This is a genomic window from Paraglaciecola aestuariivivens, assembly GCF_052983255.1.
The window spans coordinates 260,498-285,008 of record NZ_JBRKBA010000002.1; the positions used below are offsets into that span (position 1 = coordinate 260,498).

A 24,511-nucleotide genomic window follows, 5' to 3' on the forward strand; every position below is an offset into this window, starting at 1 on the left:
GGAAAAACTATGTTCATTCGATTTATTGCCGCTTGGTTAATTATGAGTGGATTGCAAGCTTGTACTAGCAAGCAGACTTCAAGTGCTTTCCCTAGAGTGTCTGAGTTACAGCAAGCTGCGCCTATGGCGGCTAAAAAACCTCATCAAAGCCAATATCACGGCTTGACCCTAGTAGATGAATATCACTGGTTAAAAGATCCTAATTACCCTGAGGTAACAGATCCTAATATATTGGACTACCTAAAAGCAGAAAATGACTATTATGCACAGTTTTTGGCGCCACATGAACAACTAGTAGAACGCCTGTTTAGTGAGTTTAAAAGCAGGATCAATGACACCGATACTTCAGTGCCTTTTACAAAAAACGGCTACGAATACCGCTGGTTTTTTCAAGAAGGCCAAGATTATAGAACTTGGACAAGACGCAAGTTAGGTAGCCAACAGCAAGAGGTGTTTTTAGATGAGCCTAAACTAGCGCAAGATTTTGACTATTTTGTGTTATATGAGTGGGATATTAGCCCTAATAACCGTTATTTAGCCTACAGTATTGATGTGGATGGTAGCGAACGTAAAGTTATTAAGATCAAAGACTTAACTACTAATCAGTATTTAGATGATGTGTTAACCGACGCGGCAGGTGAGTTAGCCTTTAGTCAAGACAGTCAAAGCCTGATATATGCCTCATTAGATCCAGATAAGTGGCGAACCCTAAGTGTTAATCTGCACCCATTAGGTCGCTCACAAAAGGCCGATAAGGTACTGATTACAGAAACCGATCACAGTTTTGGTTTAGGCTTTTATTTAACCAGTAGCCAAGAGTTTTTAGTGTTGCGCAGCAGTGACGCTGATCGCTCTGAAGTGGCGGTTTTGCCTATGGCAGACTTAACCGCTAAACCTCGATTTTTAAGTAAGCGAGAGCAAAATATCTTGTTGTCGGTAGATCACGGCAATGAGGGGTTTTATCTACTGACTAATGATACTCATGTTAATTTTAGACTAGCTAAAACCCTAGACACCCAATTAGACAAGCAGCATTGGCAGACTTTGATTGCAGGTTCAGATACCCAGTATTTACAAGATTTTCAGGTATTTAAAGACTTTTTAGTGTTAGAACAAAGTATTAATGCTGTGCAAACTATTACGGTTTTACCCCTTGACGGAGAGAGCTACAACATAGCCTTCCCAGAAAAGGTTGCCAGTGTGCATTTAGCTTACAACCCTGAGTTTGAGCAACAACACATAAGGCTTAATTACGAATCTATGATCACCCCAGATACAGTGTTTGATTATGATACTCAGGCAAAATCCTTAAGCGTACGCAAAAATCGGGTGATCCCTGCTGGTTATGATAAAAGCCAATATCAAACCGAGCGCCTGATGGCTTCTGCGCGCGATGGAGTGTTAGTGCCCATTACTCTTGTGTATAAAAAAGGTCTAAAAAAAGATGCCAGCCAGCCCCTGTATTTATATGGTTACGGTGCCTATGCCAGTGGCTTATCGCCTAATTTTTCTGTGGTGCGTTTAAGCTTATTAGATAGGGGCTTTATTTATGCTTATGCCCATGTCAGAGGGGGGGATGAGTTAGGTTATCAATGGTATCTAGACGGTAAGTTAACCAAGCGAACCAATACCTTTAATGATTTTGTTGATGTGGCAAAGTTTTTAGTTAAAGGAAACTATGTGGCTGAGGGCAATATTTCTATTTCTGGTGGCAGTGCGGGTGGCGAGTTAGTGGGGGCGGCGGTCATTCAAGCGCCAGACATGTGGCGAAGTGCCACGTTAAAAGTGCCTTTTGTAGATGTATTAAATACTATGTTAGATGCGTCTTTACCCTTAACGCCGCCAGAGTGGGGGGAGTGGGGAAACCCTATTCAATCTCAACAAGCATTTGAATTGATCAAAAGTTATTCTCCTTACGACAATATTCAAAAGCGAGATTACCCGCCTATGCTGGTTACAGGTGGTTTGAATGATCCCCGTGTGACCTATTGGGAGCCGGCAAAATGGACGGCCAAAATGCGCGCCAATAAAACCGATAAGAATTTGTTAGTGATGCGCATGAATATGGGCGCGGGGCACTTTGCCAATAGCGGCCGATATGGCCAACTTAAAGATATTGCAGAAGAATATGGGTTTGTATTAGTGGCCCATCAAATTAAGCAGTAACATCAGCTACTGCTTGTTTAGGCTATCTAACATAGTACTAAGCTGCTGACGCCAATGTGTGGTTTTTATCCCTGCAGCAGCTTCGGCTGAAGACTTATCTAGCACCGAAAAATTAGGACGTTTGGCTGGGGTGGGATATTGACTAGCAGGAATGCCAGTGAGTGGTATGCCTTTTGCCAACAAGCCTTTTTCAACCGCTAACTCTTGGATGGCCACGGCAAAATCGTACCAAGAGGCGACCCCCGCATCTGTCCAATGAAAGACCCCAGAAACTTGCGGCTTTTGTGCAACAGCCCAGCACCAACTTGCCAGTCCTGCAGCCCAGGTAGGCGTACCAACCTGATCATGGACTATGCCAAGCGCTGGCTTTTCAGCCATTAAACGCAGCATAGTTTTCACAAAGTTGTTGCCATGTTGCGAATACACCCAAGCAGTTCTTACAATCACAGCTGAGGGTAATAGGGCTAAAATTTGTTGCTCACCCGCTAGTTTAGACGCGCCGTACACGCCTAATGGATTAGTCGGATCTTGGGATTGATAAGGAGTGGTTTTTTCACCATCAAAGATAAAGTCAGTGGAAATATGCAGCAACCTTGATTGCTGTTCTTGGCATGCAAGGGCTAGGTTTTTAGCCCCGTCTTGGTTCACCGCATACGCCTTTTCTTGTTCGCTTTCTGCTTTATCAACAGCGGTATAAGCTGCAGCATTAATAACTAAATCTGGGTTAAACTCAGTGATAATTTGCTTAACTTTGCTAGCGTCGCAAATATCTAATTCTTGGCTGCTTAGAGCTAAAATGTTCACGCCTGTTGGCAATTGCTGTTGTAACTCCCAACCTAATTGCCCATTTTTACCTGTTATTAAAACCTTCACGCCCAACCCTTTTATTTAACTTTGTAGTAAAAGCCTAAAACTTAGGCAAATTTAGGGGCATTGATAAAACTTTGCCCTTCAGCATCTTTAGCCGATAAAGAAGGCAAAGTTCCTTCAACTAAAGGCCAATCAATGGCTAAGCTAGGATCATCCCATTTTATCGACACTTCAGATTGAGGGTGATAATAATCGGTGCACTTGTACACAAACTCCGCGGTTTCGCTAGTGACGTAAAAACCATGGGCAAATCCAGGTGGTACCCAGAGTTGTTTATTATTTTCAGCCGATAATTCTATACAGAAACTTTGACCAAAAGTTGAAGATGATTGCCGAAGGTCAACGGCCACATCAAAAACACTGCCTTGGGTGACGCGCACTAACTTACCTTGGGTGTGCTCTAGTTGATAATGTAGTCCACGTAATATGCCTTTGGCTGATTTACTATGATTATCTTGCACAAAGTGCTCAATGCCGGTTTGTTCGGCAAAAAAATCTTGCCTAAAGGTTTCCATAAAAAATCCACGTTGGTCGCCAAAAACTTTAGGTTCAAAGATTAATACATCATTTAGAGGGGTAGGGGTAACCTGCATTTATTTATATCCTTTTGCGACTTTTAGGAGATATTGGCCATAGCCAGTTTTAGCTAATTTTTCTGCTTGTTGGGTTAGCTGCTCTACGGATATCCAATTGTTTCTAAAAGCAATTTCTTCAAGACAAGCCACTTTTAAACCTTGACGGTGTTCAACGGTTTGAACAAATTGGCCTGCTTCTAATAATGAATCATGGGTGCCGGTATCTAACCAAGCAAAACCTCGGCCTAATAAAGACACATTTAAATTGCCTTGTTGCAAATAGGCTAGGTTTAAATCAGTGATTTCTAATTCGCCACGCGCCGAAGGTTTAATGTTTTTGGCAATGTCTACCACTGAATTGTCGTAAAAATATAGGCCAGTGACAGCATAATTTGATTTAGCCACAGCGGGTTTTTCTTCAATGCTAATGGCTTTGCCTTGCTCATTAAATTCAACCACACCAAAACGTTCTGGATCATTCACATGATAGCCAAATACTGTGGCCCCTTGTTCTACTTGAGTGGCGGCTTTTAACTTATCTGAAAAGTGCTGACCATAAAAAATATTGTCGCCTAATACCAAGCTCACATTATCTTGGCCAATAAAGTCTTCACCTAAAATAAAGGCTTGGGCTAATCCATCTGGACTTGGCTGAATGGTATAACTAATGTTTACCCCAAAAGCACTGCCATCGCCTAACAAGTTTATAAAATTGGCTTGATCTTCTGGGGTGGTAATAATCAAAATATCTTGAATACCTGCCAGCATTAACACAGATAAAGGATAATAAATCATTGGCTTATCATATATGGGCAGAAGCTGTTTAGAGGTGCCTTGGGTAATAGGGTGTAACCGTGAGCCCGAGCCGCCAGCTAAAATGATGCCTTTATATTTGGCCATGTTATGTCCTTAAGGTGATTCTAGTAATAGGGTTAAATATTGGCTTTACGCGCCTAAACGATCGAGTTTATAGGCGCCCGATAATACGCGATCTGACCATTGCTGGTTGTCTAAGTACCATTGTACTGTTTTGCGAATACCAGACTCAAAAGTCTCTCGGGGCGTCCAATCTAAAGTATTTTTAATTTTGTCTGCATCTATGGCATATCTTGCATCATGCCCTGGTCTATCGGTAACAAAGGTGATCAATTCACGATAATGGTTAATATTATTGGGTTTATTTGGGGCTAACTCATCTAATAAGTCACAAATGGTTTCGACCACTTCTAAATTACGTTTTTCGTTATGCCCACCAATGTTAAAGGTTTCGCCTACCTTGCCAGATTTGGCCACTAAACATAATGCTCGCGCATGATCTTCTACATACAACCAATCACGAATTTGACTGCCATCACCGTAAACAGGTAAAGCTTTGCCCGCCAATGCATTTAAAATAATATGCGGCACTAGTTTTTCGGGAAAATGATAAGGTCCATAGTTATTTGAACAATTAGTGATAACAGTAGGCAGCCCATAAGTGCGTTGCCATGCGCGCACTAAGTGATCAGAGCTGGCTTTGCTTGCCGAATAAGGCGAACTAGGTGCATAAGGGGTTTGTTCAGTAAATAATGGCAATTCACTGCCTGCCGGTAAATCATTAGGGTGGGGTAAGTCGCCGTAGACTTCATCGGTCGATATATGATGGAAAACAAACTGCTGTTTTTTGTCTGCGCTGAGTTCGCTGTAATAAGCTCTTGCTGCTTCAAGCAAAGTGTAAGTGCCTACAACATTGGTTTGAATAAACTCTCCGGGTCCATCTATAGAACGGTCTACATGAGATTCTGCGGCTAAATGCATTACTAGGTCGGGTTGATGCTGATTAAATACGCGTTTGAGCTCGGCAGCGTCACAAATGTCCACTTGTTCAAAGCTGTAGCGTTCACTATGCAAATGTTTAGGAATAGATTCGGTATTGCCAGCATAAGTCAGTTTATCTAGATTGACCACGCTGTCTTGGCTGTCAGACAATATATGTCTTACCACTGCACTGCCAATAAATCCCGCACCACCTGTCACTAACACTTTCATCTTAATATCCTTTAACCATGACCATAGTATTGTTAAATACTTACCTAAGGGCAGGGATTTTAAAGCTCTGAAAAGGATATGCAAATAAATCCTGTTATTTAGTCAATCGAGCGACTTTTTAAGGTCTGTTCAGTTGAGCTTAGTTATAAATATGGTTAATGTTGATGCAATAATAAGACTATAGGAGTGAGTTAAATGCGCAGCGTGTTTTTTGGTTTAATGGTGTTTTGTTTTCAAGTATGGGCATCTGATCCGCCTCAATATCCCAGTGTGGCTAAATTTACCCAAAACATGCAGCACAAATCGGGGTTTATTGACTTTTATTATGATCCCCAGCAAGACAAAATTTACTTGCAAGTAGATAAGTTCGAACAGCAGTTTTTGTTCCAAAGTAGCTTACCCCAAGGGATTGGCTCTAACGATATTGGCTTAGATAGAGGGCAATTAGGGGCAACCCGATTAGTAGAATTTTCGCGCTTTGGTAACAAAGTCTTATTAAAACAGTTAAATACTCAGTACCGTGCCACCTCAGAAAACCAAGCTGAACAAGACAGCATAGATCAAGCATTTGCCGACTCTGTAATTGCCGGTTTTACTATTGTCGCGGCCGATCAACAAGCAGTATTGATTGATTACACTAAGTTTTTGTTAAGTGATATTCATCAAATTTCACAAAGATTGTCGGCCACCAAACAAGGCAGTTATCAAATTGATGATAATCGCAGTGCCGTGTATTTACCTCGCAGTAAAGCTTTTGTGAACAATACTGAACTAGAAGCCATAGTCACTTTTGGAGGCTCGTCTCCGGGGCAATATGTGAAACAAGTGGCGCCCGATCCCCTTAGTTTAACTGTGCACTTACATCATTCTTTTATTAAATTGCCAGAGCCTGGTTATCAGCCTAGACGCTTTTCACCTTATTCAGGATATTGGGCTTTAGGTTATCAAGATTACTCAGTGCCTATTGAAGAGAGCATGCATACTCAGTTTATTCCAAGGCATCGTTTGCACAAACAAAATCCTTTAGCGCCTTCTAGTCAAGCCGTTGAGCCAATAGTGTATTACCTAGATCCTGGCATTCCAGAGCCGGTTAAAAGCGCTTTAAAAGATGGGGCATTATGGTGGGATCAAGCGTTTTCAGCCATTGGTTATAAAAATGCTTTCCAAGTAAAAATATTGCCGGCCGATGCAGATCCTATGGATGTGCGTTACAACGTGATTCAATGGGTGCATCGTGCTACCCGAGGCTGGTCTTATGGCTCGTCTGTCATCGATCCCCGAACCGGCGAAATCATTAAAGGCCACGTTACTTTAGGATCTTTAAGGGTAAGACAAGATTATTTAATTGCTTTAGGCCTAACTAGCCCTTTTAGTGAAAATGCCAGTGATGACAGCAAGGTCGATACTCAAATTCAAAAAGACATGGCGCTTGCGCGTATTAGGCAGCTTTCTGCCCACGAAGTAGGCCACACTTTAGGCATAGCGCATAATTTTGCTGCCAGTGAAGATGATCGAGCTTCGGTGATGGACTATCCCCATCCTTATGTCACAGTAGAGCAAGGCAAAGTACAGTTAGATAAGGCTTACGCAGTGGGCATAGGAAAATGGGATAAATACGTGATTGCCTATGGTTACCAAACTTATGCCAATAGCCAGCAAGAACAACAAGGGTTAGCACAATTAACTCAGCAAGCACGTGCCAACCAACTCGCTTATCAGTCGGATCCTGATGCCCGGCCTGCAGCGGCAGCCAATGCCCAAGGGCATTTATGGGATAACGGCTCAGATCCTGTGGCTGAATTAGTGCGCTTATCTCAAGTACGCCGCCTGGCGTTAGCAAACTTTGGTTTAAAAACCTTAAAAACTGGGGCCTCACTTTCTTCTCTTGAAGAAACCTTAGCGCCTATTTATTTGTTACATAGATACCAAGTAGAAGCCGTGGCCAAATTAATTGGCGGGGTAGATTATCAATACGAATTAAAAGGTGATCATTCTCCAGCAAAAGGGGTGGTGGCGGTTAGCCGAGACAAACAGCAACAAGCTTTAGAAGCATTGTTCACTACCCTAAGCCCGGAGTTTTTACATTTACCTGATGAATTAGTCGCGCTTATCACCCCTAAAGCCTATGGAGAGAGTCGTAACCGTGAAAGTTTTAAAGGCCGCACAGGTTTAACTTTTGATCCTGTGAGTGCCGCAGAAGCGGCTGCAGGCTTTAGTTTAGGATTGCTTCTTAAAGCAGAAAGACTCAATCGTGTGGCCTACCAGAGTGGTACGCCAGCAAAAGGCATTCAACTCCCAGAGCTGTTAAATAGCTTATTTAAACGCACCATTCAAAGTGGCACTAACAAAACTTATCCGCAACTCAGTCAAAGAATTAATTACCTAGTGCTTGATCAAGTGGTTAGAGCCTCACAACAACACAATTTGGGTCCAGAAGTCAGAGCCCAAATCGAATTACAATTAATGGATCTACATAAATGGCTTAAAAACAAAAAGCGCGAGCCACATAACCTCATTATGGCCAAAATGTTAGAGCAATACTGGCGTACTGGTCAGTGGCAAGACTTATTTCAAGTTAAAGCCTTGCCTCCAGGCTCGCCCATTTAAACTCACCCAAAGCACATAACAAAAAGGGTGAATACCTTAGGTATTCACCCTTTTTTTTAAAACCTAATTTTTGTCTATTTTGACCTTAGGCGCTTATCCGCGATAACCAAAAAATCTATTTTTAATGATTTCATCAGCTATGCCTTCGGGCAGACTTTCTTGCCAACCTTGCTGGCCAGTAGACAACTGTTTAAGCACTTCGCGCGAGTAAATATTGAATAACTTAGGATCACTACACTCAATGCCGTGTAAAAAGCCATTTTCCAATAAATGACGATATAAAAAGCGCAAGTGATCAGGCACTTTTACATCGGTGAACTCACTGATATTGCCTTCTTCATCCATTTCTGGATAAATAAACAAACGGGTGTTATCTGGAAATAACTTACCAAAACCTTCTAATATTCCTCCTTCTACCCCGCGGTAAAAGTTTTCATCAAAAATTTGTCTGATGTTTGCCATGCCTACTACTATGCCTATTTGCATTTTAGTAAATTGGCGGAAATAGGCACGCAAAGAGAAATAACGCGTGTAATCTGACACCATAACGTTATAACCCAAAGAGTTTAACAATTGCACTCTGGCCACTATGTCGCTTTCAGGTACCTTGGCATCATGACCTTTGGCATCGTTTAAGGAAATCTCGGCAATGGCAACAGTATTGCTAGGATCAACCCCAGGTAAGGCTGAAAACGAATGCTGACCTTGTTCAATCATGTCTACATTCAATTTAGTCACTGGCCTAAACGAGCCACGAATGGTCATCACATTCTTTTTGTAGAGCATTTCTGCAGGTACAGCTACTGTGCCATCGGGTTTAAACATGATGGCGCGTGTTTTCCAACTACGAATGAGGTGGATATTTTTAACTCTATTGTCGGCATCTTCAAAATATGGCCCTTCAAAATCAATAGAATCAATTTCAATTCTATTGGCTTTCATGCCGTCGGTTAACGAGTCTATGATTTGCTTAGGATTCTCAAAATAATAATAAGCCGCATAAATTAAGTTAACCCCTAACACCCCTAAAGCTTGTTGTTGCGCTTCTGCATTATCATCAAACATGCGCACATGAACTGTGATGGTTGAAGGCTTAGCCCCTGGGTACATTTGTACTCTTACACCGCACCAAGCATGGCATTCGTTATTTCGGTTAAAGCTTTTGGCCGCTACTGTGGCAGCATAGCTAAAATAACGAGAAGATTTTGAGCGTACATTGCCCACTCGATCTAATACCAAATCGAACTCTTGTTCCATCATGGCTTTTACGCGCGCTTTACTCACATAACGGCCGTCTTCTTGGACCCCATAAATGGCATCGGAAAACTTCATATCATAAGCCGACATGGTTTTAGCTATAGTACCTGCTGCTGCGCCGGCTAAGAAAAATTGTCTGGCAACTTCTTGGCCAGCACCAATTTCTACTATAGTGCCGTATTTTTTCTCATCTAAATTAATACGAAGCGCTTTTTGACTGGTAGTACGCGAACTGACGCTTTGGCGGTTCTCGATTTTTTTATCCATGATTTCTCCATAGAAAGCAGCAAATAGGTGAATACCCGTATTGTAGCCTTTTTTCCTCACTTCAATAAATCTAAATTTACCAATAAGCCTGACTAATTCATTGAATAATATAATGAAATAGTTAACAAAAAGTTAAAACTCCGATGCTTCTACAATTAAAATTGGTAAGTAATGCCAATATGTGGCGCTTCTCCTGCAGTATTAAACGTAGCTAAGTCTTGATATTGCTTATCAAATAAATTTTCAATGCGAGCAAAGGCAGTGAGTTGTTGGTTTATTTGGTATCTCGCGCTTAAATCGATTAAATGATAGTTATCTTGCGGGGTAACCACGCTCATAAAAGTGCTGGGATCCATCACTAAGTCGGTAAAGTCGCGAACAACTCTAAGATTGGCAACTAAGGTGAGTTTGTCGGCTCGATAATCAAAGCCCAAATTAGCAATCTGCTTAGGGCGCCTTAGGCGTTGTTGTCCGGCTGTGTCTTTAGTTTGGTTGTAAGTGTAGTTAGCATGAAGACTTAAGGCTAGATTAAGTTTAATGCTGCCAATTACTTCAATGCCTTCAGAGCTAGATTGCCCGGCATCTTGCAAATATCCCGAATACCCAGATAAATCAAAGTAGATACTGTCTTCTATGTTTTGATCAAAATACACTAACTCAAAGCGTGAACCTTGTTGGCTTTGGTATTCAAGGGCCACTTCATAGCCTTGAGTATTTTCTTCTTTTAACTGTGAATTGGTCGCTGGGGCAAAAGCGTATGGGCCGCGGTTGTATTCAATTTCAAACAAACTGGGGGCGCGAAACCCTGTGCCATAAGCCGACCTAAGTTTTACTTGTTTGTCTGCTAGCTGCCAAATATAAGCGGCGCTTATTCTCAGGCTTTTGTGCTGGCCAAAATCTTGGTTGTCATCATGGCGTAACCCAGCCGTGACAAATAAGTTGTCTACTGGCTCGGCTTGATATTCTAGGTAGTAGCCTGTACTGGTACGGCTTTGATTTTCTGAGGTGATTTGTTCTTTTTCCCAGTCAATCCCATAAATTAAGCGGCTGATTGAATTAAACTGAGTATGACCAATATATTCAAAACGTTGCAGTGCACCTTTGGTTGAAAATTCGGCTAAGCCTTGGTTAAAGTTTTCTCGTTCAATTAGGGTTTTGCTGTAGGCAAATTGGTGCTCTGAATCTGTTGTTGTGTAAGTTAGATCGGCGCGCAGATTAGACTGATTAAAATCGGTTTCACATTGATTGCTGGCACTGGCGCCAAAGCCACAATTGTCAAATTGGCCTAAGCCTGAATTGTTTCTTAGCACTAAGCCTAGGGCTAGATCATCATTATATTGCCAACCAAAACGGCTGTGGATAGTGGTATTTTGATAACCATCCTTGTCAGCATCTGTATCGTCTAGGCGGGCATTAAATCCGTCTGTGGAATAATCTGAAGCCGCAATAAAATAATCAAATTTCTGGTGGGTAGCGCCAATATTAGCTGATAAATTTTGGCTATGGTAACGGCCCCATTCTCCGGTTATTTGACCCCCTAGCTCTTGGCTTGCACTGCCACTATAAATATTTATTACCCCTCCAGCATCAGCACCATAAGCTAAACCTTGTGAGCCTCGTAAAATTTCAACTCGACTAATATTGGCGCTTTGTAAATGTGCTAATGGTGGCGAAACTTGTGGCCCTGTTGGGTCTGAAATATCCACTCCATCTATTCTAACTAAAGTACGGTAGCCTTCTTCGCCACGCACTCTTAATGCCGTAGGAGAGCCAAGGCCACCACTGTTGTTGGCATTAATCGCGACCTGAGTTTTCAATACATCAGTTAAATTGGCATAGCCCCGCGCGTTTATATCATCTTGGCTAACTAGAGTGACAGAGATAGCCACTTCACGTAAGGGAGTGGCGACTCGGCTCGACACCACCTGTAAAACTTCTATTTGACTGTCTTCACTAGGGTTGACTGGGGTTTGTGCTTTCACTGAATTGGTGGAAAAAATGGCAGTTATCAGGGCTGCTAAAATACTGGGTTTCATTTAGGTTAATCCTCAATCTTGTAGGTTTCACGATTGAGAGTGGGGGATAGAAATGGGATAGCTGGAAAAATATCGGCAAATCTTGAGTGAGATATTTTAGCCAAATTTAACCAGTGAAACATTCTAATGAAGCCCGCCGCTCCATTCGTACATAAGCTATGACTTAGGCCGGTGTCGGGCTAAACGTATTTTTACGTTTTACCGTTGCGGGGGCAGCGGTGGAATTGCTCTTAACTTACCAATAGTTAGGCTCACCACACTTCCCGTTTACCCTGTCCAGATCAAAAGGTATTAATCGACAGGCACCTAGAATAGCGGCAAAAACAGTACGTTTTGTGGGTATAGATGTCAATGTTCAATTTGCTATGCCTTATGCTTTTCAACTTAGCATTAAGTGATTGAAATTAGCTCAATTGTGCCATATTTAACCAACAAGCCAGGTGGTTAAGCTAAGTGCGCTAAAACCTCGCTCTAAATTGAAAAAAAGCGAGTAAAACGAGCTTAACAACAACGAACAGGAAGGGTCTAATGAAAGATGTGTTAGCAATAGTGCAGCCGCCAGAAAAACATTGGGTAGGCAACGGTTTTTGGGTACGTTCGTTGTTTTCATACCAGCAAGATGTTCAGCAATATAGCCCCTTTTTATTGCTCGACTATGCCGAAACTTCTGAATTTGTTGGTGACGGACGCAAAAGAGGGGTAGGTGAGCACCCACATCGAGGCTTTGAAACCGTGACTATTGTTTATCAAGGTGAAGTATCCCATCGCGACTCCACTGGCAAAGGCGGCATTATAAAACAAGGGGATGTACAGTGGATGACCGCAGGTGCAGGCATAATGCACGAAGAGTTTCATTCGCCGGAGTTCAGTCGTCAAGGTGGCAATATGCAAATGGTGCAGCTGTGGGTAAATTTGCCGGCCAAAAATAAACTCACTGCGCCTAATTACCAGGCGCTTAAAAGTGCCGATTTTCCGCAGTTAGATTTGCCCAATGATGCCGGTACATTGCGACTTATAGCTGGCGAATATAACTCAGTTAGAGGGCCAGCCAATACCTTTAGTCTAATGAATGTGTGGGATATGCGTTTGTTTGCAAATGCGCAAACAGAACTAGATTTGCCTGAAGACTGGACCGCAGCGATAGTGGTGCTAGAAGGCGAAGTGAGTATTAACCAATCGGCCCCTATTAACGCAGGGCAGATGGCCATGCTTTCTAGAGAACAAACTAAAGTAAACATACAGGCGCATCAGCCTAGCTTAGTTTTGATCCTAAATGGTCAGCCAATTGATGAGCCAGTAGTTGGGCACGGGCCTTTTGTCATGAATACTCAAGCTGAAATTATTCAAGCCTTTGAAGATTTTCAACAAGGGCGATTTGCCCGCATTGATGGCAACTAAACACTAGGGTAGGTGAGTTGTTAACGCCTGCTTAAAAGCGGCGCTAAGCTTGGTTTTTTTCCTGTATTTTTACCGGTAAATACGCCCTTTGGGCCAACCTGACTATTAGGCATAATATATTGCGTAAATATCTGTTAGGCCCTATCCCTTTCACTCCCTAGTGCTAGGCTAAATAAGGCAGCAAAGCGCTAAAATGGATGTTGTTTTATAAGCATATTTGCATTCGTTTCTGCCCTAAAACTTGTTAGTATTTGAGCTAAGCTAACATGCCAAGAATTGCTGCATGCTCTGCGGTGAATTGCAGGTAATTAACAGGCTAAATTTAAAACGGAATAAATTGATGAAAGTGGTTTGTGTAGGTGAAATGTTAATTGACTTTGTTTGTACTGATACAAATAAAGGATTAGTACATGGGGAAAATTACCTCAAAAAGTCGGGTGGGGCACCAGCAAACGTTGCGGCCTGTGTAGGCAAGCTAGGTGGCGATGCCAAGTTAGTGGCAGCGGTAGGCCAAGACCCTTTTGGCGAGTTTTTAATTGACGAAGTTAAAGCTTACCAAGTTGATACTCAATATGTCGCCACTTTACCTATGTCCACAACTTTTGCCTTTGTGTCTTTAGATGAAAATGGCGACAGAGAATTTGATTTTAACCGCGGCGCTGATCAAGCTTTAGCGATAGACGACAGCAGAGTAGATGCCTTGACCACAGATGCTATTTTACACTTAGGCTCTGCGACGGCTTTGTTAGGTGGCGACTTAACTGAAAGTTATTATAAGCTTGCTGTGGCGGCCAAACAAAAAGGTGGGGTGATATGTTTTGATCCCAACTTTAGAATTGGCTTATGGCAAGGGCGTGAAGCACAATTTAAAGCGGCCTGCGAAACTTATTTTAAACTTGCTGACATAGTTAAAGTCAGTGATGAAGAGTTAACCTTATTATCTGGCTCTGAAGATATGCATCAAGGTTGTCAGTACTTCCATGATCTTGGGGTCAAAGTGGTATTGGTCACTTTAGGTGGCGATGGTTGTTTAATTTCGCAAAATGGTCAACAACGCATAGTTCCAGCTTATAAAATTAAGGTAGTAGATACCACAGGCGCGGGCGACTCATTTATTGGGGCTATTTTATTTCAACTGGCTAACACAGCAAAAGATGATAGTTTTTATCAAGATCAATTTGCCGATTTTGTCGCCTTTGCTGGAAAAGTCAGTGGATTGGTTTGTTCTAAGATTGGCGCAATGTCGGCCTTGCCAACTTTGGCTGAGGTCAATGCGATAGAATTTGAATTGAATCAATAACACGAGCACAAAAAAGGGGAGCATGGCTCCCCTTTGTTTTAGGTTTTAAGCATAGGTTGGTTGATTTAATCTAAGCTAAGTATGGCTTCAGCCGTATATTCATTAGTGATCAAACCGTTAATCATTTTTTATCTTAGTGCACCTAAAATGGCAGTGACTTTTTCTTGTCCTGCAGCAATGGCGATAACTGGTTTATCTGAGTTGATTTTAAGCGGGGTACTTGCCACTCTGTCATTCACTGCACAATCCACTAAATTACCGTCTCTGTCATACACCCAACTAATAATTTCCCCTCAACTTTAAATCCAGCGTCAAATTCTAAGGTACCTTGAATACGAAAATTAAACCCAGGGCCTTCTTGAAAAGCTTCGCCAAAACTAGAAGTAGCAATATGCCCAGCTACGTTAAAGGCACGAATAATGCCGTGATCTAGTGCTTCGCTGTAACTCAACTGAATGCCAATTTCGGCTGTAGCATAATCGGTAATTCCGTTATCAATTAATGCGTTTTCTTTTGCATTACCTGACAAAATAAGCAGTGGTGGTTCAAGCACCATCAAGCAAATGCTCGAGGTGGCATTTAACTAATATTGGCTGGGTAGAATAATTTACCATCGATTTAGGCAGTCTGGGTGATAGTTATTGGCATTAATATCAACTTGATACTGAGCGGCAAGTGCATCCAGCTCTGCTTGGGCAATAGCTAATTCGTCCATAACTATAGTGTTGTCATCGAGTTGCCACAATAAGCGCGAACCAGCATAACTAAATTGCAGGACCACTAATGCGTCTAGATTGCCTTGTTGGGCGGCGGCTTTTATTTTAGGCATTTTGCGATGGATTTTGTTTAACTCTTGTTTTAATTCCCACACGTATACAACTTCGGTCATAAATGGGTGGGCTCGGAATTTATTTAAGCCCCATGCAATGCCCAAACTTGTTACTAAAACGCCAGTCAAATTCCAGTAGAAGTGGCTGCCACTTTCGTGTGGAAATAGGGCAATAAGTGTTTGTGAAATTGTTAAACTGCCTAACACTAAGGCCGCAATACAGCCAGCAATAACCCAGTTAAGGTGTCGTCTGTAGCGCGTTTTGTTGATCTTAATGAGTTGCATCATGCCTCATGTTAAATGCGGGAATAAATGATTTCGCACATATTAACATGGGCAGTAGGCCCATGAATATATCTGGGCTTGGGTAGAGCAAGCCCAGTATTTATAGTTTTACGGTGCTTTTGCCAGCATAGTTTTAACCTGCTCAACAATCTGTTCGCACGAGGGCAGCACTTGGTAACTGGCCGTGCCTAGCGGAATAAAACTGTCATGGGCAGTAATGCGTTCAACTTTGCGTGATTTAATGGCTTGGTCGTGCTCATTTAATAAAGTGAATATAGCTTCACTAATTGAGCCTGTTTTACGGCATTCATCGACTATCAGCACATTTTTAATTTTGCCAATGGCCTGCACTATGGCTTTTTCGTCTAAAGGGGCTAACCATCTTAAATCAATGACAGTGGCGTTAATGTCATTGTCAGACAGAATTTTTTCGGCCTGGCGACTTAAATAATAACCATTGCCATAGCTGATGATGCAGATGTCTTGCCCTTTACCATACTTGGCCAAATGCCCCACTCTAATTGGTTTAGCTTGGCTAGGTTCAACATAATCAAAAGACCATAAGGCATCGCCTTCTTGATGTAGATCTTTTTTCATATATAAGGCTATAGGTTCAATAAATATCACCACTCTTTGTTCTTCTTGGGCTAAGCGCACCGACTCTCTGAGCATCTCTACTGCATCTGCGCCATTTGAAGGGCAAGCAATAATTATCCCTGGTATATCTCTAAATACCGCAAAAGAATTATCGTTATGAAAATGTCCGCCAAAGCCTCGTTGATAAGCTAAACCTGCAATTCTAATCACCATAGGGTTGCTAAATTGGCCATTAGAGAAGAAGGGCAAGGTGGCTGCTTCACCACGAATTTGATCTTCAGCGTTATGTACGTAGGCCAAAAATTGAATTTCTGGGATAGGTAAAAATCCGTTATGAGCTAAGCCAATAGCCATACCTAAAATCGATTGTTCATCGAGTAAGGTATTAATCACTCTTTGTGGACCAAACTTTTCTTCTAACTTGCTAGTGACATTATATACCCCGCCTTTTTTGCCTATGTCTTCTCCACACATCACAATATTTTTCTGTTCGGCCATTAAATCTAACATGGCCCAATTAAGCAGCTTGGCTAAGTGTTGTTTTTTGCTCAGGTTGTGTTTTTCGTGCTTAAACAAAACGTCTCTTTGTTGGTCTGTGAGTAAGGCGGGTTTGTTTTTGTTTAAGGGAGGCGGAATAATGCTTTGTTTAATTTGCTCTGCACTAGTGAGTTTAGGTTTGGTCACTACTTCACTGGCGATATCGGCAACTTTTTGTTCAATGTCTTGATATAAATCAATAATGGCTTGAGGGGCTAAACATTGGTGTTTTAACAACAAAGCCGCGCTAAATAACAAAGGATCTTGTGCTTCAGTGGCTTCAATATAAGCTTGGCTTCGATAGGTAAATTCTGAGTCTGAGCCGGCATGGCCCAAAAGCCGAACAGTACGCATATGTAAAAATACTGGCTTGCGTTGTTTACGCGCAATGTCTACCGCTTGTTGAGTTTTATGGTAAGTATCAAGTAAGTCTAAGCCATCACACTGCATATAATGTAAGCCAGCTCTATGCTCAAAATTGGCTTGCACCCAGCCTTTCGGCGTGGCGGTAGAAATGCCTATGCCATTGTCTTCACATATAAAGACTAAAGGAATAGGCACAGACTGATAGGCCGCCCAAGCAGCAGCATTGATAGCGCCTTGGGCAGTTGAATGATTTGACGAGGCATCGCCAAAATTACACAGCACTACACTGTCTTTTTTCAATAGGTTGTCGACTTCTACTTTACGCGACAAACTAATACCAAATGCTGCACCCACTGCCTTAGGTAAATGCGACGCTATAGTGCTGGTTTGTGGTGGAATAAATAACGACTTACTGCCTAACACTTTGTGTCGGCCACCAGAAATTGGATCTTCAGAGGATGCGGCAAAACTCAGCAACATATCGTACAAAGGGGTTTGCCCAGGCACTTGTTTGGCCCTTTGGATCATAAAGGCACCGCTGCGATAATGTAGAAACGCCATGTCGTCTGGCCTAAATGCCGCAGCACAGGCTGCATTGCCTTCATGCCCTGCACTGCCAATGGTGTAAAAGCTTTGCCCTTGTTTTTGCATCACCCGCGACTGCAAATCTAAATGCCGACTCATTACTTGAGTTTCAAACAAGTCAATCAATTGAGACTTATCTAGGCCCACATCAGCCAAAGAATAAGTGGAATTAACTTTAGGTAAACTATCGGACTCGATAGCTTGAATGATTTGCTGTTTAACCTTGAGATTTCGATCTTGCATACTGTGATTGCGCCTTAATTCTTGTACTTAACAACAGTACAGGCCGTCTAATTGTGAATAGAATGTTAATGTTTAACATGACAGAAAAAAAAGTCCTGTTCAATGTTAAATATGAATAATTGCTTGAAATAGCAGAGGTAAATTACTCTGTAAGTTTTTTGGATTTTGTTGTCGGTTTTTTTTACATGTTACATTTTAAAATTCACTTGATTTAATGTTAAGTTATTGTTTTTATTTTGTTATTTGTTTTTGGATTGATTTTTGCTTGATGTGGTGTTCTAAACCTATAAATATTTTTTGATTCTAAAAAAGAGGTTATTTATGTCTTGTCTATCTATTGTGCGTAGTGGTTTGTTATGTGCTTTACCTTTTACCTTTATGCAATCTGCTTGGTCAGCATGTTCACCTGAGTCTACTCAACAAGTTGAAGGCGGCGTAGTAACTTGTACCGGCTTAGACGCAAACGGTATTGAGATCATTCAAAATAATGTTCAAGTTGAAGTTTTGGCAGATGCAACCGTTCAAGGTGAAACTGCGATTAACCTAGTGACTATAGCAAACGTTAATAATGCTGGTTCTATTGAGGGGCTCTTTTATGGCCTCAACATGAATCAAGGCGGCGTGCTCTATAACCTTCCGAGCGGATTAATCAGTGCTTCTCACGGTGAAGGCGTTCACATAGCAAATGGTGGCTCAGTGAATAACGCAGCGACCATTACAGGTAATAGCTTTGGGATATCGCTGGATAACGGCGGTGATATTTACAACACAGGCACAATCAGTGGCTCTGTATATAATGGTGTTGTGTCCTTTGATGGGTATACAGAAGTCAACAACGACGGTGGACAGATTTCAGGTCAGGATGCTGGGATATCGTTAAACCAATTCGGGGAAGTCACTAACCAAAATGGTGGCCAGATTACGGGCTATTACGGCGTTGGCCTGAATAATGGCGGCACAGTGCATAACTCAGCAACCATTACAGGTGATCGCCATGGGGTATGGCTGAATAATGGCGGTGATGTTAACAACTCAGGCACAATTAGCGGTATCGATAGTGCGGGTGTGTATTCGACTGCAGGCGGCGTAGTGTCAAATAGTGGCGCGATATCAGGCCAATGGGGTGGTGTGGTGCTATACCAAGATGGTCAAGTTTTTAATGAAATCGGTGGCGTCATCAGTGGCACTAGTGGTAACGGCGTGCAACTTCAAAATGGTGGTGAAGTATTAAACTCAGGTCACATCAATGCCGGCACAGACTTCGGCGATGTGGCATTGGTGTTGAATAACGGTGGCCGCGCGCACAACTTTGTTGACGGGGTATTAACCAGCAGCAATGGCACAGGCGTTAACTTAGACAATGGCGGTGAGCTATTGAATGACGGGCTAATTCAAAGCCGAGATGCAGGGGTAGTGGCCAATGGTGGCGATATTTTTAACACCGGCACCATAAACAGTAGCGAAAACAGAGGTGTTGTGGCATTAAATTATACCTACATAAATAACGACGGTGTGATTTCAGGTCTGACCGAGGGGGTGTCGCTGAACCAAGGCGGCTACGTGACTAACCACATTGGTGGCCAAATCACCGGTGATACCGGCATTCAGTTAGATAACGGCGGCTCAGTGAATAACTCAGCGACTATTACAGGTAATACCCATGGGGTATCGCTGGATAATGGCGGTGATATTTACAACACAGGCACCATCAGTGGCACTTTAGGTAATGGTGTTGTGGCGCTTGGTGGTTATACAAACATCAATAACGACGGTGGACAGATATCCGGTCAGGATGCCGGGGTATCACTAGAGCAATATGGGGAAGTGAGTAATCAAAATGGTGGCCAAATCACCGGCTATTACGGCGTTGGCCTGACTAATGGCGGCACAGTGCATAACTCAGCGAGCATTACAGGTGAGCGCCATGGGGTATGGCTTAATAACGGCGGTGATGTTATCAACTCAGGCACTATTAGCGGTATCGATAGTGCGGGTGTGTATTCGGCTGCAGGCGGCGTAGTGTCAAATAGTGGCGCGATATCAGGCCAATGGGGTGGTGTGGTGCTACACCAAGGTGGTCAAGTTTTTAATGAAATCGGTGGCGTCATCAGTGGCACTAGTGGTAATGGCGTGCAACTTCAAAATGGTGGTGAAGTATTAAACTCAGGTCACATCAATGCCGGCACAGACTTCGGCGATGTGGCATTGGTGTTGAATAACGGTGGCCGCGTACACAATTTCGTTGACGGGGTATTAACCAGCAGCAATGGCGCAGGCGTTAACTTATACAATGGCGGTGAGCTATTGAATAACGGGCTAATTGAAAGCCGAGATGCAGGGGTAGTGGCCAATGGTGGCGATATTTTTAACACCGGCACTATAAACAGCAGCGAAAACAGAGGTGTTGTGGCATTAATTAATGGCAACATAAATAACGACGGTGGGGTGATATCAGGTCTGACCGAGGGTGTGTCACTGAACCAAGGCGGGCATGTAACTAACCAAAACGATGGCCAAATAACCGGTGATACCGGCATTCAGTTAGATAACGGTGGCTCAGTGATTAACTCAGCAACCATTGCAGGTAACAACCATGGGGTATCGCTGGATAATGGCGGCGATATATACAACACAGGCACAATTGGTGGCACTTTAGGTAATGGTGTTGTGGCGCTTGGTGGTTACACGAAGATCAACAATGACGGCGGACAGATATCCGGTCAGGATGCCGGGGTGTTGTTAGACCAATATGGGGACGTGAGTAACCAAAACGGTGGCGAAATCACGGGTGATACAGGCGTTCGGCTAGTCAATGGCGGCCTAGTGCATAACTTAGCAACAATTACAGGTAATAACCGTGGGGTATCGCTGGATAACGGCGGTGATATTCTCAACTCAGGCACAATCAGTGGCACTTCAGATGCGGCACTGGTGTTGAATAACGGTGGCCGCGCGCACAACTTTGTTGACGGGGTATTAACCAGCAGCAATGGCACAGGCGTTAACTTAGACAATGGCGGTGAGCTACTGAACAACGGGCTAATTCAAAGCTTGGATGCAGGGGTAGTGGCCAATGGTGGCGATATTTATAACACCGGCACCATCAACAGCAGCGCAAACAGAGGTGTTGTGGCATTAAGTGACACCAACATAAATAACGATGGTGGGGTGATATCAGGTCTGACCGAGGGTGTGTCGCTGAACCAAGGCGGGCATGTAACTAACCAAAATGGTGGCCAAATCACCGGTAATACCGGCATTCAGTTAGATAACGGCGGCTCAGTGAATAATGCAGCGACTATTGCAGGTAATACCCATGGAGTATCGCTGGACAACGGCGGTGATATTTACAACACAGGCACCATCAGTGGCACGTCAGGTAATGGTGTTGTGGCGCTTGGTGGTAACACGAACATCAATAACGACGGCGGACAGATATCCGGTCAGGATGCCGGGGTATCGCTAAGCCAATACGGGGAAGTGAGTAACCAAAATGGTGGCCAAATCACCGGCTATTACGGCGTTGGCCTGACTAATGGCGGCACAGTGTATAACTCAGCAACCATTACAGGTGATCGCCATGGGGTATGGCTGGGTAACGGCGGTGATGTTCACAACTCAGGCACTATTAGCGGTATCGATAGTGCGGGTGTGTATTCGGCTGCAGGCGGCGTAGTGTCAAATAGTGGCACGATATCAGGCCAATGGAGTGGTGTGGTGCTATACCAAGGTGGTCAAGTTTTTAATGAATTCGGTGGCGTTATCAGTGGTACTAATGGTAACGGCGTGCAACTTCAAAATGGTGGTGAAGTATTAAACTCAGGTCAAATTAATGCCGGCACAGACATCGGCGATGCGGCATTGGTGTTGAATAACGGTGGCCGCGTACACAATTTCGTTGACGGGGTATTAACCAGCAGCAATGGCACAGGCGTTAACTTAGACAATGGCGGTGAGCTATTGAATGACGGGCAAATTCAAAGCCGAGATGCAGGGGTAGTGGCCAATGGTGGCGATATTTTTAACACAGGCACCATAAACAGCAGCGAAAACAGAGGTGTTGTGGCATTAAATTATACCTACATAAATAACGACGGTGTGATTTCAGGTCTGACCGAGGGGGTGTCGCTGAACCAAGGCGGCTACGTGGCTAACCACATTGGTGGCCAAATCACCGGTGATACCGGCATTCAGTTAGATAACGGCGGCTCAGTGAATAACGAAGCGACTATTACAGGTAATACCCATGGGGTATCGCTGGATAATGGCGGTGATATTTACAACACAGGCACCATCAGTGGCACTTTAGGTAATGGTGTTGTGGCGCTTGGTGGTTATACAAACATCAATAACGACGGTGGACAGATATCCGGTCAGGATGCCGGGGTATCGTTAGACCAATACGGGGACGTGAGTAACCAAAACGGTGGCGAAATCACGGGTGATACAGGCGTTCGGCTAGTCAATGGCGGCACAGTGAATAACTCAGCCAGCATTACAGGTAATAACAATGGGGTATTGCTGGAAAACGGTGGCGATATTTACAACATAGGCACAATCAGTGGCACGTCAGGTAATGGTGTTGTGGCCTCTGGTGGTCACATCAACAACGACGGCGGGCAGATTTCAGGCCTGGATGTTGGGGTATCGCTAGAGCAATACGGGGAAGTGAGTAACCAAAATGGCGGTTATATAGAAGCACAAACCGGTATCTTTTTGGGTAATAACGGTAATGTATACAATTCAGCTACTATTGATGCCAGCAATGTTGCTATTTACATGCGCGAAGGCGGATCGGTTAATAATGATCTTAGCGGAGTGATAAAGGCTGTTGACGTGGCTGTTGTTGGCAATAATGGTTTTGCTGAAGTTGAAAATATGGGAAGCATCACCAGTCAAACTAATGACGGACTACGTTTATATAACGGCGGCTCAGTTGTAAATTCGGGTACCATAACTGGTGGTAGTGGTAGTAATGCATCAAATGGCGCTGATGGCATAGTATCCTTTCTTCGTTCGGGTGACTCAGTCGATCAAAATGCGGTGAATTTTACAGTCGTTAACCAATCGTCTGGTGAAATTTATGGCCACCGTAATGGTATTTTGGTTTCAGAACTCAACCATGTCATTACTAACGAAGGTGTTATAGAAGGTCAAGATGGTGGCATTCGCGTTCAAGTTTCAAATAGCACCAATCCGGTTGATAACGTTTCCAGTTATATTAACAACAGCGGCAGAATAGAAGCCTTAGGTAACGGTCCTCTGGCTAACAACGGTTTTATTCCTGCAGAGAATGTTGCAGGAATTAGTATAGGCGCGAATGTGAACGACGTAGTCGTTGATAACCATGGAGTTATTGCCTCGGTTGGCAGTGCAATTAATAGCGAAAGCCAAGTTACTATAAACAACTTTAGTGATGGCCAAATTATCGGTGATACTGACGTTGATGGGGTAGGCAATGCAATCAATCTTGTTAGTGCCGAAAATGTTGATGCTGCCGATATAAATGCCGGCCTATTTAATGACACAGTTAACAATGCTGGGGTAATTATGGGCAATGTCAATTTAGGCGCGGGTGATGACATTATTACCCATGAAGGTGCCGCTGTTGTTGTAGGTACGATAGATGGCGGGCAAGGCTTTGATACTTTTCGAGCCGATGTTGGTGAAGGTGAGGTCAATGTTGTTAGTGGCACTCAAATCAGTAATATTGAAAAATTCGAAAAATTAGGTGCGGGTTTTATTACCTTTGAAGGCACTGCGCAATTTGAAGAGGCGTTAATCAGTGAAGGTACACTTTCGCTCGCCGATTCAAGTTTAATCGAGCTAGTTTATAATCCTGAAAATAACAATAGCGGCCAATTAACTGTTGCTAACGGCGGCATACTTGCCGGAGGTGGAACCATATTAGGTTCAGTTTTTGTAGAAGACGGTGGCATTGTCAACCCAGGTTTTTCTCCAGGAACATTATATATAGATGGCGATTTGAGCCTAAGTGAAGGCGGGATATTACAACTGGAAATTCAAGAATTAGCAGACGGAACGATAATTGTTGATAAGTATGACGTAAGTGGCGGATTTAGCGTGACAGGCGGTGCAGTAGAGCTATTATTCGAATCTGCTTTTGCTACCCCTCCAAGCCTTTCTGACGTACTAAGTGGCTTTGAGTTTAGTGACTTCTTTTCCTTTTCTACTGAGGACTTACTCGACGACTTCATTTCTGTACTTACCAGTACTGTTTCATTCTTTACATCTTCAGATGCTGGTAGCAGTGCCTCAGTACTTGAGTTTAATGGAGCGACACCTGACTTTAGTAATATTAATCTAACACCAGTTGCTAGTTTACCATCTCAAAATAGCAAAGCGATTAACGTTGATGAACCTCAGACCTGGTTACTACTTGGGCTGTCATTATTGTTTATAGGTTTACGCCGTCGTTTGAAAAATTAAACTAGGCTATAGGTTTGCCAAGCCAATATGGCTTGGCAACTCTGGTTTTAATTAACTTCAGTTAATAATTATTATTCTTAATTTTAAAATCATAGACTCTTTTATAGTCGATTCA

13 protein-coding genes, 2 pseudogenes and 1 riboswitch are annotated in these 24,511 nt (G+C 43.0%); of the genes and pseudogenes, 5 read left to right on the forward strand and 10 right to left on the reverse strand.

The window, feature by feature from the left end; all coding sequences use genetic code 11:
* The first annotated feature begins 9 nt into the window (after positions 1–9).
* Entirely contained in the window at positions 10–2,166 is a 2,157-nt protein-coding gene (locus ACVCDT_RS04155) for a S9 family peptidase (RefSeq protein WP_447131492.1), read from the forward strand.
* Positions 2,167–2,172: 6 nt separating this feature from the next.
* On the opposite strand, the gene rfbD is transcribed toward ACVCDT_RS04155, so the two are convergent.
* Genes rfbD through rfbB form a run of 4 tightly spaced genes read right to left on the reverse strand, consistent with a single transcriptional unit; the run spans position 2,173 to position 5,639 of the window.
* The gene (gene rfbD, locus ACVCDT_RS04160) at positions 2,173–3,039 is read right to left on the reverse strand and encodes a dTDP-4-dehydrorhamnose reductase (protein ID WP_447131493.1); all 867 of its coding nucleotides are present in this window, start codon (positions 3,037–3,039) and stop codon (positions 2,173–2,175) included.
* A gap of 41 nt (positions 3,040–3,080) precedes the next feature.
* Positions 3,081–3,629: a dTDP-4-dehydrorhamnose 3,5-epimerase gene (gene rfbC / locus ACVCDT_RS04165; protein WP_447131494.1), complete on the reverse strand. Its 549-nt coding sequence runs from the start codon at positions 3,627–3,629 to the stop codon at positions 3,081–3,083.
* Positions 3,630–4,511 carry a glucose-1-phosphate thymidylyltransferase RfbA gene (rfbA, locus tag ACVCDT_RS04170; protein ID WP_447131495.1) on the reverse strand — a complete coding sequence of 294 codons (882 nt, stop codon included), beginning with the start codon at positions 4,509–4,511 and terminating at the stop codon, positions 3,630–3,632.
* 45 nt (positions 4,512–4,556) lie between these two features.
* The gene (rfbB, locus tag ACVCDT_RS04175; RefSeq protein WP_447131496.1) at positions 4,557–5,639 is read right to left on the reverse strand and encodes a dTDP-glucose 4,6-dehydratase; all 1,083 of its coding nucleotides are present in this window, start codon (positions 5,637–5,639) and stop codon (positions 4,557–4,559) included.
* Positions 5,640–5,858: 219 nt separating this feature from the next.
* On the opposite strand from rfbB, the gene ACVCDT_RS04180 reads away from it, so the two are divergent.
* Complete coding sequence (locus tag ACVCDT_RS04180; protein ID WP_447131674.1) at positions 5,859–8,246, forward strand: zinc-dependent metalloprotease; 2,388 nt, start codon at positions 5,859–5,861, stop codon at positions 8,244–8,246.
* 93 nt (positions 8,247–8,339) lie between these two features.
* Here ACVCDT_RS04180 and ACVCDT_RS04185 read toward each other — a convergent pair whose 3' ends face one another.
* Positions 8,340–9,770 (reverse strand): TonB-dependent receptor, encoded by a 1,431-nt coding sequence (locus ACVCDT_RS04185; protein WP_447131497.1) that lies wholly within the window; start codon positions 9,768–9,770, stop codon positions 8,340–8,342.
* A 155-nt stretch (positions 9,771–9,925) separates the two neighbouring features.
* A complete protein-coding gene (locus ACVCDT_RS04190) occupies positions 9,926–11,806 on the reverse strand; it encodes a TonB-dependent receptor plug domain-containing protein (RefSeq protein WP_447131498.1) in 1,881 nt (626 codons plus the stop codon).
* A 149-nt stretch (positions 11,807–11,955) separates the two neighbouring features.
* Positions 11,956–12,131, reverse strand: a riboswitch (cobalamin riboswitch).
* A gap of 203 nt (positions 12,132–12,334) precedes the next feature.
* Here ACVCDT_RS04190 and ACVCDT_RS04195 point away from each other — a divergent pair.
* Positions 12,335–13,204, forward strand: a complete 870-nt coding sequence (locus tag ACVCDT_RS04195) for a pirin family protein (protein WP_447131499.1) — start codon at positions 12,335–12,337, stop codon at positions 13,202–13,204.
* 340 nt (positions 13,205–13,544) lie between these two features.
* Positions 13,545–14,504, forward strand: coding sequence for a carbohydrate kinase family protein (locus tag ACVCDT_RS04200; protein ID WP_447131500.1), 960 nt, complete (start codon positions 13,545–13,547; stop codon positions 14,502–14,504).
* A 65-nt stretch (positions 14,505–14,569) separates the two neighbouring features.
* On the opposite strand, the pseudogene ACVCDT_RS04205 reads toward ACVCDT_RS04200, so the two are convergent.
* The 4 genes and pseudogenes from ACVCDT_RS04205 to ACVCDT_RS04220 all read right to left on the reverse strand — a co-directional run.
* Positions 14,570–14,797, reverse strand: a pseudogene (locus ACVCDT_RS04205) (sugar-binding domain-containing protein); the annotation flags it as partial.
* Positions 14,798–14,799: 2 nt separating this feature from the next.
* Positions 14,800–15,012 (reverse strand): annotated as a pseudogene (locus ACVCDT_RS04210) (hypothetical protein); the annotation flags it as partial.
* 99 nt (positions 15,013–15,111) lie between these two features.
* Positions 15,112–15,618 (reverse strand): DUF3087 domain-containing protein, encoded by a 507-nt coding sequence (locus ACVCDT_RS04215; RefSeq protein ID WP_447131675.1) that lies wholly within the window; start codon positions 15,616–15,618, stop codon positions 15,112–15,114.
* Positions 15,619–15,726: 108 nt separating this feature from the next.
* Complete coding sequence (locus tag ACVCDT_RS04220) at positions 15,727–17,946, reverse strand: dehydrogenase E1 component subunit alpha/beta (protein ID WP_447131501.1); 2,220 nt, start codon at positions 17,944–17,946, stop codon at positions 15,727–15,729.
* A 321-nt stretch (positions 17,947–18,267) separates the two neighbouring features.
* On the opposite strand from ACVCDT_RS04220, the gene ACVCDT_RS04225 reads away from it, so the two are divergent.
* On the forward strand, positions 18,268–24,396 hold the full coding sequence (locus ACVCDT_RS04225) for a beta strand repeat-containing protein (RefSeq protein ID WP_447131502.1): 6,129 nt from the start codon (positions 18,268–18,270) through the stop codon (positions 24,394–24,396).
* Positions 24,397–24,511 lie beyond the last annotated feature (115 nt).

Excerpts from the sequence above, each read along its gene's own strand:
- ACVCDT_RS04155 (WP_447131492.1), top strand. The coding sequence starts at position 10 with ATGTTCATTCGATTTATTGCCGCTTGGTTAATTATGAGTGGATTGCAA.
- rfbC (WP_447131494.1), bottom strand. The coding sequence starts at position 3,629 with ATGCAGGTTACCCCTACCCCTCTAAATGATGTATTAATCTTTGAACCT.
- rfbA (WP_447131495.1), bottom strand. The coding sequence starts at position 4,511 with ATGGCCAAATATAAAGGCATCATTTTAGCTGGCGGCTCGGGCTCACGG.
- rfbB (WP_447131496.1), bottom strand. The coding sequence starts at position 5,639 with ATGAAAGTGTTAGTGACAGGTGGTGCGGGATTTATTGGCAGTGCAGTG.
- ACVCDT_RS04180 (WP_447131674.1), top strand. The coding sequence starts at position 5,859 with ATGGTGTTTTGTTTTCAAGTATGGGCATCTGATCCGCCTCAATATCCC.
- ACVCDT_RS04185 (WP_447131497.1), bottom strand. The coding sequence starts at position 9,770 with ATGGATAAAAAAATCGAGAACCGCCAAAGCGTCAGTTCGCGTACTACC.
- ACVCDT_RS04190 (WP_447131498.1), bottom strand. The coding sequence starts at position 11,806 with ATGAAACCCAGTATTTTAGCAGCCCTGATAACTGCCATTTTTTCCACC.
- ACVCDT_RS04195 (WP_447131499.1), top strand. The coding sequence starts at position 12,335 with ATGAAAGATGTGTTAGCAATAGTGCAGCCGCCAGAAAAACATTGGGTA.
- ACVCDT_RS04200 (WP_447131500.1), top strand. The coding sequence starts at position 13,545 with ATGAAAGTGGTTTGTGTAGGTGAAATGTTAATTGACTTTGTTTGTACT.
- ACVCDT_RS04215 (WP_447131675.1), bottom strand. The coding sequence starts at position 15,618 with ATGCAACTCATTAAGATCAACAAAACGCGCTACAGACGACACCTTAAC.
- ACVCDT_RS04220 (WP_447131501.1), bottom strand. The coding sequence starts at position 17,946 with ATGCAAGATCGAAATCTCAAGGTTAAACAGCAAATCATTCAAGCTATC.
- ACVCDT_RS04225 (WP_447131502.1), top strand. The coding sequence starts at position 18,268 with ATGTCTTGTCTATCTATTGTGCGTAGTGGTTTGTTATGTGCTTTACCT.